The organism is Flavobacterium sp. 123, from assembly GCF_003634825.1.
GTDB lineage: Bacteria > Bacteroidota > Bacteroidia > Flavobacteriales > Flavobacteriaceae > Flavobacterium.
This window is the reverse complement of sequence record NZ_RBXD01000001.1, coordinates 1,868,349-1,882,174: the sequence shown is the minus strand read 5'-3', so window position 1 is coordinate 1,882,174 and position 13,826 is coordinate 1,868,349. Positions and strand designations below refer to the sequence as shown.

The 13,826-nt window shown below is 33.4% G+C and carries 10 protein-coding genes; 5 read left to right on the top strand and 5 right to left on the bottom strand.

Annotated elements, in window-relative coordinates; translation table 11 throughout:
- The first annotated feature begins 1 nt into the window (after nucleotide 1).
- The 4 genes from porV (at nucleotide 2) to C8C88_RS08140 (ending at nucleotide 4,527) form a co-directional block, all read left to right on the top strand.
- Nucleotides 2-1,189 (top strand): type IX secretion system outer membrane channel protein PorV, encoded by a 1,188-nt coding sequence (gene porV, locus C8C88_RS08155; protein ID WP_121337625.1) that lies wholly within the window; start codon nucleotides 2-4, stop codon nucleotides 1,187-1,189.
- Nucleotides 1,190-1,273: 84 nt separating this feature from the next.
- Nucleotides 1,274-1,756 carry a cytidine deaminase gene (gene cdd / locus C8C88_RS08150; protein WP_121337624.1) on the top strand — a complete coding sequence of 161 codons (483 nt, stop codon included), beginning with the start codon at nucleotides 1,274-1,276 and terminating at the stop codon, nucleotides 1,754-1,756.
- A gap of 143 nt (nucleotides 1,757-1,899) precedes the next feature.
- Nucleotides 1,900-2,898, top strand: a complete 999-nt coding sequence (gene pdhA / locus C8C88_RS08145) for a pyruvate dehydrogenase (acetyl-transferring) E1 component subunit alpha (protein WP_121337623.1) — start codon at nucleotides 1,900-1,902, stop codon at nucleotides 2,896-2,898.
- Between the two features lie 6 nt (nucleotides 2,899-2,904).
- Entirely contained in the window at nucleotides 2,905-4,527 is a 1,623-nt protein-coding gene (locus tag C8C88_RS08140; protein ID WP_121337622.1) for a pyruvate dehydrogenase complex dihydrolipoamide acetyltransferase, read from the top strand.
- 54 nt (nucleotides 4,528-4,581) lie between these two features.
- Here the strand turns inward: C8C88_RS08140 and C8C88_RS08135 are convergent, their stop codons facing one another.
- Nucleotides 4,582-5,826, bottom strand: coding sequence for a glycosyltransferase (locus C8C88_RS08135; protein ID WP_121338616.1), 1,245 nt, complete (start codon nucleotides 5,824-5,826; stop codon nucleotides 4,582-4,584).
- 111 nt (nucleotides 5,827-5,937) lie between these two features.
- Here C8C88_RS08135 and C8C88_RS08130 point away from each other — a divergent pair, with 111 nt between their 5' ends.
- A complete protein-coding gene (locus tag C8C88_RS08130) occupies nucleotides 5,938-6,519 on the top strand; it encodes a tRNA-(ms[2]io[6]A)-hydroxylase (RefSeq protein WP_121337621.1) in 582 nt (193 codons plus the stop codon).
- Between the two features lie 89 nt (nucleotides 6,520-6,608).
- On the opposite strand, the gene C8C88_RS12980 is transcribed toward C8C88_RS08130, so the two are convergent.
- The 4 genes from C8C88_RS12980 to C8C88_RS08115 are packed head-to-tail and all read right to left on the bottom strand — an operon-like array spanning nucleotide 6,609 to nucleotide 13,619.
- On the bottom strand, nucleotides 6,609-7,679 hold the full coding sequence (locus C8C88_RS12980) for an OmpA family protein (protein WP_233549321.1): 1,071 nt from the start codon (nucleotides 7,677-7,679) through the stop codon (nucleotides 6,609-6,611).
- 56 nt (nucleotides 7,680-7,735) lie between these two features.
- Complete coding sequence (locus C8C88_RS12975; protein WP_233549320.1) at nucleotides 7,736-8,485, bottom strand: tol-pal system YbgF family protein; 750 nt, start codon at nucleotides 8,483-8,485, stop codon at nucleotides 7,736-7,738.
- Nucleotides 8,486-8,504: 19 nt separating this feature from the next.
- On the bottom strand, nucleotides 8,505-9,422 hold the full coding sequence (locus C8C88_RS08120) for a type IX secretion system membrane protein PorP/SprF (RefSeq protein WP_121337620.1): 918 nt from the start codon (nucleotides 9,420-9,422) through the stop codon (nucleotides 8,505-8,507).
- A 60-nt stretch (nucleotides 9,423-9,482) separates the two neighbouring features.
- On the bottom strand, nucleotides 9,483-13,619 hold the full coding sequence (locus tag C8C88_RS08115; RefSeq protein ID WP_121337619.1) for a gliding motility-associated C-terminal domain-containing protein: 4,137 nt from the start codon (nucleotides 13,617-13,619) through the stop codon (nucleotides 9,483-9,485).
- Nucleotides 13,620-13,826: the final 207 nt, after the last annotated feature.

The following is a 13,826-nucleotide window of genomic DNA, read 5'->3' as shown; positions in this document are numbered from 1 at the left end:
AATGAAAAAAATACTGTTATTTATTGCGTGCCTTTTCATTATCTCATCAACAAAAGCGCAAGATAGAGCCATAACTACAGGTGTTCCTTTTTTATTAGTTGCCGCAGATGCTAGGGCAGCAGGTATGGCAGATATAGGTGTTGCAACTTCCCCAGATGCTTTTTCACAACAATGGAACCCAGCAAAATATGCCTTTACAACTGATAAGCAAGGATTATCCATTAGCTATACACCTTACTTAACAGACTTGGTTAACGATATTTCATTAGGACAGCTTACTTATTACAATAAAATAAATGAAAGAAGTGCTTTTGCCGGAAGTATACGTTATTTTAGTTTAGGACAAATTGAGCTTAGAGATAATGCTTTAGACCCAGCGCGAATAGTCAAACCTTCAGAATTTGCTATAGACATGTCTTACTCCTTAAAATTAAGCCCATTATTCTCAATGTCTGTAGGTGGAAGATATATTAATTCTAATTTAAGCATAACCACTGAAGGACAAAGCAATTCATCAGCATCATCATTCGCCTTTGATTTATCTGGTTTTTACCAATCCGAAGAAATAGCCTATAATGATTTTAATGGAAGATGGCGATGGGGATTTAATTTCCAAAATCTTGGTCCAAAAATAAATTACGATCTGACACAATCAAACAACGGCTCAAATTTTCTACCTTCAAATTTAAAAATCGGATCTGGATTTGATTTTATTTTTGACGATTACAATAAAATTGCTGTAAATGTTGAATTCAACAAATTATTAGTTCCTACACCACAAATTCCAGTTCCCGTAGATTTAAATAATGACGGAGATACTAGTGATGCATTAGAGAATGGAATCTCACAAAATAATGCAGCTTACAATAATATAGGATGGGCACCTGGTATTTTCAAATCTTTTAGCGACGCTCCAAATGGTTTTAGCGAAGAAATAAAAGAAGTAACCTATGCCATTGGCGCAGAATACTTATATCAGGATTCATTTGCAATGCGTATGGGCTATTTTCATGAAAGTCCAGAAAAAGGAGCAAGACAATTTTTCTCTCTTGGAGCAGGATTTAAATACACTACTATCAAAGTAGATGTTTCCTATTTATTTTCGGCATCCAAAGTAAGAAACCCTTTAGAAAACACACTTCGATTTTCGCTTACCTTTAATTTTGGCGACAAATACGATGAATATTAGTATTACCTAATTTAAAAATTAAAAATCCAAATTTCAATCCCGAAACTTCGAGATTGAAATTTGGATTTTTTTCCATAAAAAAACATGAAAGAAATATCAATAACAACCCGATTTTCTGTATTCGACTTACTATCAGACTTACCGTCAGAAATACAAGATTTAATGGAACAAGCCGTTATAGTTAGAAAAAACGCCTATGCACCCTATTCAAAATTCAAAGTAGGAACCGCCATTTTATTAGATAACGGCCAAATTGTACTGGGATCAAACCAGGAAAACGCAGCATTCCCCTCTGGCCTTTGCGCAGAACGTGTCGCAATATTTCAAGCCGGAGCCATCTATCCAAATGCCAAAATCTTAAAAATGGCAATTACAGCAGCTTCTGACAATAATAAAACTAGCGCTCCAATTCCTCCTTGCGGTTCTTGCAGGCAATCTATAGCTGAATACGAAATTAAACAAAACACCCCTATAGAAATCTATTTTATGGGAGAAATAGGCGCTATTTACAAATCTGCATCCCTAAAAAACCTACTTCCCTTTATGTTTGACAAAAACTTCTTGTAAAAGTTCTAAAAATTAGCTTATAAATTTTAGTTCTTACTTGGAATGTCTTATTTTTGCATTTCGCAAATTTGTGGGAGGAAACTATTTTGCGTTATAGGTACCAATTGATAACACAATAACACTTTAGCAAAAGAATTATTCAGATGAAAGAAGTTACAAAAGAGGTTTATTTAAAGTGGTATGAAGATATGCTACTTTGGAGAAAGTTTGAAGACAAACTTGCAGCATTATACATACAACAAAAAGTTAGAGGATTTCTACACTTATACAATGGTCAAGAAGCCGTATTAGCAGGTGCATTGCATGCTATGGATTTGACAAAAGACAAAATGATTACTGCTTATAGAAATCACGTTCAACCTATTGGCATGGGAGTTGATCCAAGACGTGTTATGGCAGAACTTTTAGGAAAAGCAACAGGAACATCAAAAGGAATGGGTGGTTCTATGCATATTTTTTCTAAAGAACACCGTTTTTATGGTGGGCACGGTATTGTAGGTGGACAAATTCCTGTAGGAGCTGGATTAGCTTTTGCAGACAAGTATTTTGAAACTGGTGGTGTTACTATGACTTATTTTGGTGATGGAGCAGCACGTCAAGGTTCTTTGCACGAAGCTTTCAATATGGCTATGTTATGGAAACTTCCAGTAGTTTTTATAGTTGAAAACAACGGGTATGCAATGGGAACTTCTGTAGAAAGAACTGCAAACCATACTGATATTTGGAAACTAGGTCTAGGATATGAAATGCCTTGCGGACCAGTTGACGGAATGAATCCTGTAAAAGTTGCCGAAGCTATGACCGAAGCTATTGAAAGAGCACGCCGTGGAGATGGACCAACATTTCTTGAAATGAAAACCTATCGTTACAGAGGACACTCTATGTCTGACGCTCAATTATACCGTTCAAAAGACGAGGTTGAGGAATACAAAAAAATAGATCCAATTACACAAGTTTTAGATGTGATTAAAGATCAAAAATACGCTACAGAAGAAGAAATTGAAGCTATAGAGCAAAGAGTAAAAGATTTAGTAGAAGAATGTGTAAAATTCGCTGAAGAATCTCCTTACCCAGACGTACAACAATTATACGACGTAGTATACGCACAAGAAAACTATCCATTTTTACCTCATAAACTATAATCAATTATGGCGACAATAATAACAATGCCTCGTTTGAGCGATACAATGACTGAAGGAACGGTAGCGACTTGGCTAAAAAAAGTAGGGGACAAAATCAGCGAAGGTGACATCCTTGCAGAGATTGAAACAGACAAAGCAACAATGGAATTTGAGTCCTTCAACGAAGGAACACTTTTATACATAGGCATACCGGAAGGAGAAACTGCACCAGTTGATTCATTATTAGCAATTATTGGTACAGAAGGCGAAGACATCTCAGCTTTAATAGCTGGAGGTTCTGCTCCTGCCACTGCTGAAGCTCCGGCAAAAACAGAAGCTAAAAAAGAAGAAGCACCTGCTCCAACTGCTATAGCAGCATTACCAAAAGGAGTTGTTGTAGTAACAATGCCTCGTTTGAGTGATACTATGACAGAAGGAACGGTAGCAACTTGGCTGAAAAAAGTAGGTGATTCAGTTGCCGAAGGTGATATTCTTGCTGAAATCGAAACAGATAAAGCAACAATGGAATTTGAGTCTTTCAACGAAGGAACTTTATTATATATTGGAATTCAAGAAGAAAGTACTGCACCAGTTGACAGCCTTTTAGCTATAATTGGACCTGCAGGAACAGACATTAGTGGTATTGCAGAAAATTATACTGCAGGTGGAACTCCACAAGCTGCAGCTCCTGTTGAAGAAGCAAAAGCAGCAACTGCTACTACCGCTGCTCCAATTGTTCAAGAAGCATCAACTGATGGTCAACGCATTTTGGCATCACCATTAGCTAAGAAAATTGCTAGCGACAAAGGAATTCAATTAAATCAAGTGAAAGGTTCTGGTGAAAACGGACGTATCGTGAAAAGTGATATTGAAAACTTTACACCACAAGCTACTGCACAAAACGTAGCTGCTGCACCTGCAAAAACTGAAACTGTAGTCGCTCCAAAACCTTACGTTCCTGCTGGCGAAGTTTTCACAGAAGAAATCAAAAATTCGCAAATGCGTAAAATCATTGCGAAACGTTTGGCTGAATCTTTATTCACAGCACCTCATTACAACTTAGTAATTGAAGTAACTATGGACGAAGCAATGAAATCAAGAGCTATTATTAATAGTGTTCCTGATACTAAAGTTTCATTCAATGATATGGTGATTAAAGCTTGTGCAATTGCATTAAAAAAACACCCAAAGATAAACTCTCAATGGAGAGAAGATGCTATCATCATCAACCACCATGTAAATATTGGTGTGGCAGTAGCTGTTGAAGATGGACTTGTTGTACCTGTATTACCATTTACAGATGGCATGAGCTTATCTCAAATAGGCGGTAGCGTTAGAGATCTTGCCGGAAGAGCTAAAAACAAAAAATTATTACCATCAGAAATGGAAGGAAGTACTTTTACTATCTCTAACCTTGGAATGTTTGGTATTACTGAATTTAACTCTATCATCAACCAACCTAACTCTGCTATCCTTTCAGTAGGTGCTATTGTTGAAAAACCAGTAGTGAAAAATGGCCAAATCGTTGTAGGAAATACGATGATGTTATCTTTAGCTTGTGACCACAGAACTATTGATGGTGCAACTGGAGCACAATTTTTACAAACATTAAAACAATATATTGAAAACCCAGTTACTATGCTGGCTTAATCAATAGTTTTATACATACTAAAAAGTCCCGTTTTGAATTAAACGGGACTTTTTTTATTTCTTATTTTTTTCCTCTATCCATTTCGACATATATTTTGTGCTTTTCAGAGTATGATGCTGTAATAATTCACCCATGAAATTAGCCAATCGATGTTCTTTCAAATTAGACAATAAAAATTCTAGTTGTTTAGCAAAATTTTCTTCGTGATTTTTTTTAGAATAACGTTCATTAATTATCACTATTCCGTTTTGCTGGGCCTTTAGCCAAATTATTTTGTTTTGATACAATTGTATTGCTGATTCAGCAAAATCAAAAGCATCATCATTTACAAAGCCATTCCAAACTAAATCACCTGACATTGCCTCTGCACCAATTGAGGTCGTCACACTTGGAGTTCCACATTGCATTGCTTCAACTAATTTCCCTTTTAAACCCGCTCCAAAACGCAACGGAGCTAGAACCACTTTCGCTTTTGAAACTACTTCTGAAGCGCTTAAAGCTCTTCCATTTATGAAAAAACCTTCTTTTGGATTATGCAATTGCAACACTTTTTGAGACGGATATGCTCCGTATATAGACATGTTAGCTTTTGGTAATTTTTTCTTAACCAAAGGCCATATCGTTTCTTTTAAATACTGAACCGCATTCCAATTGGGCTCATGAAGAAAATTACCAATGAAAACAAAATCTTCTCTTTCTTCAAATGAAGGCAAATCTTCTAAAATACTTTCTGAAATCGGTTCTAATAAAAAAGGCAAGTAAAACAACAAAGCAGAATCAATTTTAAAAACAGATTCAAGCAATTCCATCTCATATTCAGAAATCATCAACGCTAAATCACAACGCAAAATACTTGCTATTTCTCTTTTGGCAACCTCTTCGGAAAGCAAATCAGCAGGAATAAAATTTCGATGTTCCTTGAATGCTTTTTGGCGCGCTAATCGTAAACAATGTAAATCTTCTGTATCAATAATTCGGAGAGCATTTGGGCAGTTTTCAGCTACTCGCCATCCAAATTGTTCTTCAATCATAAATCGGTCAAACAAAACAACATCAGGATTTAAATCTTTTATAAACAAATCAAAACTAGCGCAATTCAAGGCAATTGATTTTTTATCAACATTATAATCTTTTAAATCAACCATAAAATCACTATCCAAAGCAGGACTCGAAAATGTAATTTGGTATCCTTGATTATTAAAAAAAGATATTAATTGCATCATTCTTCCTCCAGCTGCTGAGGAGTTAGGCTCTGGCCAAACAAAACCAATAACAAGAAGTTTTCTAATTTGATTCATAAAAATTATAATTTCAATTGCAAAATAATGGTATTTTAATGGCAATTGTACCATTGAAGCAAAAAATAGATTAGAAAACACTAATTTTGTGATTCTATAAATTGCAAAATCATGTTAGGATTAAAATTAGCTACTGACCCACGCTGGGTAAACATAGTCGAATCGAATATAGAGGAAATTTTGACTGACCATGCTTGGTGTGAACAAAAAGCAGCATCAAATGCTATTAGTTTGGTTACCTACAACTCTGAATTAGAAGAATTAGTAACTGAAATGCTAATTATTGCAAAAGAAGAACTTGATCATTTACAACTCGTTCATGAATTAATAAAAAAGAAAGGACTCACCTTAGGACGCGAACGAAAGGACCATTACGTAAATGAACTTTTTAAATTCATGAAAAAAGATGGGAGTAGAAAAGATGCTCTTTGCGACCGATTATTATTCTCAGCTATGATTGAAGCCCGTAGTTGCGAACGTTTTAAAGTACTATCTGAAAACATTACTGATCCAGAATTAGCTAAATTCTATCGTGATTTAATGATTAGCGAAGCGGGACATTATACGACCTTTCTTGGTTTTGCCAGAAAATATGCTGATAATATTGATGTTGATAAACGTTGGCAAGAATGGATTGAATTCGAAACCTCCATCATCATAAATTATGGAAAAAAAGAAACGGTTCACGGTTAAACTTCTTTTCAAAAAAATAAAACATAAGGTTACCAAAAACAAAAAAAGGATAGTATTTACTATCCTTTTTTGCTAAAATATTAAATCGATTATTTTTTAATAATCAAGAACTCTGATCTTCTATTAATTGCATGCTCTGCAAAAGTACAATCCGCTGTGCAATTTACTTTAGGTTCAGATTCTCCAAATCCTTTTCCTGATATTCTATCCGCAGAAATACCTTTAGAAACAATATATTGAACAGTAGCCTCAGCTCTTCTTTCTGATAATTTCAAATTATATTCATCAGTTCCTCTTGAATCCGTATGTGATTTAGCAAAGATAATAAGCTTATCATTTTGAGACATTACATATACTAATTTATCAAGCTCTGCAGCTCCTTGACTTGTTATATTACTTTTATTAAACTCAAAATAAATTGGTTTCAAGATAATTTCTGTTTCAGTAACTACAACTTCAATTGGTTCTATTGAAGCCTCTATAGTAACCTTTGCTTCATTAGTTTTAGCTACAGGAATTGTTTTAGAAACAAACCCATCTTTAAAAAATTTTACAGAATATGCTTTATTACAATCAACCAAATAGGAGACTTCTCCTTTGGCATTTGACATCTGTGTATCTAAAGTAGCACCCATAGCGTCTAGAATTACAACTCTAGCATCTGATAATGTAGTTTTGGTTTTGGCATTTTTTACAACCGTTAAAATTTCCATTTTACATATTGGAACCGCACTATAAATATGATCCTTGCCAGAACGGTTACTAGAAAGGAAAGCAATATTAGTTTCTTTATTATATGAAAATGCAAAATCATTTTTCTCCGTATTGACAGGTTTTCCAAGATTATTAGGCATTCCGTTTTTATTTAAGTCCACAGAAAAAATATCAAATCCACCAAAACCCGTTAAACCATTTGAAGAAAAATAAAGAACATTATTATCCGCTATAAATGGAAAATTCTCGTTCTCAACTGTATTGATTTTATTTCCTAAATTTTCTGGATTCCCATAAGTCCCATCATTATTTATAGTCACTTTCCAAATATCAGTTCCTCCAATTGAGCCGGGCATGTTTGAAGCAAAATAAAGCGTTTTACCATCACTGTCTATTGAAGGATTTCCTGAAGAAAACATTTTACTATTAAAAGGCAACGAAGTCATGGATCCCCATTTGCCATTTTCTTTACTAGCTTTATAAATATTTACCTGCCCAAATTTTATTTTTTTACTTTGTCTTTGTTGAATAGATTTTCATTAAAACTTTCGCTTGAAAAATAGATTACGTTCCCATCTTTAGTTATAGAAACTGGCCCTTCATGAAACTTTGTATTTAATTCATCAACAGAAGTAGGTGACGAATAAGAACCTTTACTTGCATTATATGTTGATTTATAAATATCTAAAAAGGGCTCATTATTCCATCCATATAATTTATTGCTTTCATTCCTAGAACTAACAAAATAAAGCGCATCACCATAAAGAACAGCTCCAAAATCGGATTTTGGAGAATTAATTGAAATTTCAGTTACATCAAAAAGTCTTTGTTTATTATTTAACTCTTGTAGATAATTTTGATTTTTATTAAAATTAATAGCTCTTTGATCATTAGCTGTCATTCCTGAAAATATTTTCATTTGCTCATCAGACTCTACATATTTAGCATTAGATTTAAGCACTTGTGCATATTTATAATAAGTATCTGGATTTTGCTTAGATTGAGATTGAATTACTTTTCTAAACCACTTCTCTGCTTCTACCGTATTATACATATTATAATAGCATTCCGCGAGTTGTTTACTAACATACACATCAGAATCCTCTTTTGTAACCAATTTGAGATATTCATTTACAGCTTGCGTGTATTCATAACTATCAAATAATTTATCTGCTTTACTTGTGTTTTTATTTTGAGCAGTAATCGAAATACTTACTAAAACAAAAATCAATAAAATGGTATTTTTTTTCATTATTCTTGATTGTTAAATATTAGAAAAATCTTGGAGAACGTGATACTTTTTTCGCAGAAAACAAATCATACAAAAGAATAAATTCATGAGATGATGACGATGTATATCTTAAATCAGAAACGACATGATCATATGCATATCCAATGCGCAATTCAGGAGCAATTGCAAAATTTATCATACCTCCAAAACTATCCCCTAATCTATAGGTAGCTCCAATTTCAAATTTTTCTTTGTATAAAAAATTGGCTGATGCATCTAATGATGGAGATACTTTAAATGCGGATTTAAGCATAAAAGAAGGTTTAAATTTTAAGTCGCTATTAATATCAAAAATATATCCAGCGGTTAAAAAATAATGAGAAACATCAGTACCATATTCTCTTCCGTTATAATCTAAATGTGCCGTTTTAATTAAATTAGGCAACGAGAAAGAAACATAATATTTATCGGCGTAATAAAAAACTCCTGTTCCAAAATTAAATGAGGCATCATTTATATCGGTTCCAAAAATACCGTCTGTTGGGTCTGGTAAACTAGATTGAATATCCCTCAAACCAACTTTATGAAAGGACACGCCAGTTTTTACTCCGAAGGCCAATCGTTGAGTGGCTCCTAATTTTAAGGTATAAGAGAAATCTCCAAATACATTTTGTTCCGTTACAGGTCCTATTTTATCTGAGAGTAAAGACAATCCAATCCCAACATTATCTCCCACTGGAGAATGACCAGAAAAAGTAAAAGAAGTTGGAGCATCTTCTATATTTACCCATTGTTTTCTATATAGAAGTCCAAAAGAAATACTCTCTTTTGATCCTGCGTAAGCTGGATTTACAAGATTCATATTATACATATATTGAGTATAATGAGGATTTTGCTGCGCTTTTATACCACTACAGCATATAAAAACTAAAAGAGAAGTTAAAAATATTTTATTCATATCTATTTGTTTTATTCATTTTACAAGTAAACCCTGTGGCTATATATAAAATAGTATTTATTATTTTTCTCTAATTAAATAAATCCAACCTGTTTTTGTTTGCCCATTATCCATTTTTATAACATAATAATATGTTGCATCTGGAAGTTCTTCTTCATTATTAGATTGTCCTTTCCACTGATTTGTATAATTACTTTGATCATAAACCCTCACTCCATATCTATTAAATATTTCAAGTTTTTCAACTTTCATTAACCTTAGGTCAAAATATTCATTTAATCCATTGCCATCTGGCGAAATTCCTTTTTGAATATTACAATAAATAGATTCAACAGTAGCACTACTAGATGTTTCACATCCTGTATCTGTTGAAGTAATTTTTAGGGTATATGAAATCGGAAATACAATATCGTTAACAACATTTGATGAAATCAGATTAGACACATTAAGCACATTACTATTTGTCCCTACAGTCAACCCATCTTTATCTTTCCATTGGTAACTTACAGCATTAGGATTATATGAATTCACTAATGGATTAGCCGTAAGTATATATTCTTTATTCACACAATCACCTGAGATTTCAAACTGAATTTCAATTGGAATAGGATTGATTGTTTGGCTTGCACCTATAGATATACAGGCTATGCTACTTTTAAATCGTACACTTAATACATAATTTCCTGGTGCTACATTTTCAAATATATTGCTATCCTGATAGACTCCTCCAATACTATATTGAACATTTGGTTGCTCATTAATTACTATTTTACCGAAAGGCTCAAAGCATGTTGGCTGATTTACGGATAATAAAGTAGGCGTTAATGGCAACAAAGGTAGCGGATCAACTATTATTACTGAACTACTTTGAGCTGAACATGTATGATCGGCACTATTTCTAACATATAATGTATATGTGTTAGGTGATAATCCTGCAAAAACATTTGAAGCTTGATAATTTATTCCATTCAAACTATATTCAACCCCAACCTGCGTATTGATTGTAATTGTTCCAGATGGCTTTTCGCAAATAGGTTGAACTACACTTAACAAGGTTGGAATAAGCGGTGGCGTCGGTATTGGATTAATTTTTATTGTTGATGTAGATATGGCTAAACAACTAAAATCAGCCGTATTTCTAACATACAATAAGTAATCGTTAGGTACCAAACCAGAAAAAACATTTGAGGCTTGATAGGTCACTCCATCTAAACTATATTCCATTCCGTTTTGTAACGTGACCACGATTGTACCTGATTGTATGGCGCAGGTTGGCTGCACAATACTTGTAGTTGTAACTATTGGAACTAATGGAAGTAAATTAATTTTTGTTGTTGATGCCGAAGAAACCATACAAGTTGCATCTCCAATGTTTCTAACATACAAAGTATAATCATTTGGCCCTAATCCTGAAAAAATATTTGAAGATTGGTAAGTAGTTCCATTCAGACTATATTCAACTCCTGTTTGAGTTTCAATAGTAATTGTTCCAGATGGGGTTGCACAATTAGGCTGCACAACATTTATTGCCATTGGAATATTAGGAACTAATGGGACTGCATTAATAGTTGTTACAGATATCGATTGCATAGCACAAGTTGCGTCTGCAATATTTCTAACATAAAGAGTATAAGTATTAGGTGTTAATCCTGAAAAAGTATTTGAACTTTGATAGATTGTACCATTTAAACTATATTCAACTCCTGTTTGTGTATTTATAACAATAGTCCCAGATGGCACTAAACAAGTTGGTTGTACAACACTTGAACTAGTTGGAACAACAGGTGGAATTGGTAAAGCATTAATGGTTATTGTTGATGCTGATTGTATAGCACAAGTAGTATCACCTAGGTTTCTTATATATAAAGTATAAGAATTAGGAGCTAATCCTGAAAACGTATTAGAGCTTTGATAGTTTATACCATTCAAACTATACTCAACTCCTGATTGAGTATTTATAATAATGGTTCCTGATGGTATAGCACAAGTTGGTTGTACAATGCTTGAGGTCGTTGGCGCAACTGGAGGCACTGGCAATGGATTAATAGTTGTTACAGAAACAGATTGTGCTAAACAAGTTGCATCAGCAAGCTTTCTAACATATAAAGTATATGAATTTGGAGTTAATCCTGAAAATATATTTGAGTTTTGATAAGTAGTACCGTTTAAACTATATTCAACCCCTGTTTGTGTTGCTATCGAAATTGTTCCAGAAGGCACTAAACAAGTCGGCTGCACGACACTAATTGTAGTTGGAACAACTGGAGGAAGCGGTACTTCATTAATAGTTACTTGAACCGAGGGAACCGAAACACATGTGTTTTCAGTAGTAACAGTAAAGGAATAACTTGTTGCTGCTAACAAATTTTCAAATTCATAAGATGTCCCTGATCCTGTCACAGCAGTTCCTACCGAGGGAGTTATTGTCCAAGTTCCTATTGAAGGAAGTCCTGAAAACAAAACACTTCCAGTAGTAACAGAACATGTTGGCTGTTTGACTGAAGCAACAATTGGTGGTGGTGTTACCGCATAATCTACATTAATATCAGCTGAAGAGGGATCACATAAACCATTTGATATTGTCCAAGTAAAAACATAAGAACCTGCTGCACTAACTGTTGCTATAGAAGATCCAGAATTAGCATCACTAAATAGTACTGTACCAGAACCAGATTTTAATGTCCATTTCCCCGAACCAATTACTGGAGTGTTTCCACCAAGTGAGCTACTAGTCAATGTACAGTTGAATTGGCTTGTACCAACAGTTGCTACAGTCGGTTTTTCGACAAAATTCATTGTAATACTTGACTCAGAATAACATGGTGTCAATGCAGATGAAGATACAACAACTGGATTTGGGTCCTTAGTATTATAATCAATCGCAGCACTTCCGTAATCTAAATTAGATGTTCTTTCTGGACTTAAAAAAGAATTAGTAACATTATAATTACTACCATCATCATCTTGCATTGTTAAGGCAAAAAATTTAATATCACCATTAGTATAACCAATTAATGATTTCAAAACTTCTACTTCAAAGCCAAGATTATAATCATTAATCCCTGTGTTATTTTTATTTACTCCCATTACAGCAGTTGGTATACCAGTGACTGCATTACCTAAAAAGGTCTTAATGGAATTACCCGTTTTTAGTTCAATGACATCTGCAGAAAAAGTGGTTTCACCAACATCTGTCGAAATAGCAATACAATAATCCGCAGTAAAATAAGAATCAAAAGTACTTGGATTATCATTGAAGAAATTAAAGGCATTAACAAAAGGAAGCGATCCATTTTCATCACCATAATTTGAAATGTTAAAACCACCAGACTTTGTGTCCAGAAATAATAAAATTTTTCTATTATTAATTATTCTTCCAGCTATACCAAAGACTAATTTATCCTCTGTCGGACTTATTTTAATGGAATTTATATATCCGCCCAAAGCATTTACAGATAATGGAGCGGATAGAACATTGTCCTCTAAAGCGGCTGTTCCCCATGCACTTTCTGAAATTGCACCATCAAAATTTACTTTATATCTTGAGCGAACACGAACCACTTGACCATCTGTCAATGTAGTTGTTGTAAATACTTTGCTGGTTGACATTGATTGCATTACAACTCCATCAACAGAGAACTCAAATAAATCACCGCCACCTGTTGCTGTAAAAGTAACTGGCGTACCAACACATAATGGAGTAGACTCATTGTTTGCAGGAGAAGATGTCAAAGTAACCGCTGGAGGAGCCACATAAACGGATGCTACTACAGGGACACGAATACTAACATCACTTCCTAAACGACTTTGTACATAATAAGTAATCGTTTTACTAATACTTGGGCTAAAATTAGTACCTGTAAATACTGGTTTTATGGTTGTTTGGCTAGTAAACCACTCTATAGTTTCTGTGTTATTTAAACCATTTGCATAAAGATTAACTTGTACAGATGTTACTCCATCACCACAAGAACTTCCAGCAAATACTATAGGCGATGGTAATATTGCCGATATTCTTGATGTTCTTGATGTTCTATTTTTTTTAGTACTCTTTTTTATTGTATCCCAAATAAAACGATGTGTGTTTTTATTTATATCAACTTCAATAACTTTCTTATCATTCTCTAAATTTTTTGCAATTAATTTATTTCCTATTAAAAAATTAAACAACAAGAATAAAAGTAATTTATTTTTCATAAAATGAATTTAAAGATTAATAATTTAAAAAAAACGCCTGATAATTTAAAAAAAATAAAAATATAACTTTATCCCGATAAAACTTACTAAAATTTAATAGAATTATTATTTTTCTATGTAATTATTCAAATTCAATACAAAATTGTAATAAATTACTAGCAAAAAATTATACTAAGTAATATTTGAAAAACAGAAATAGAGGTGAGT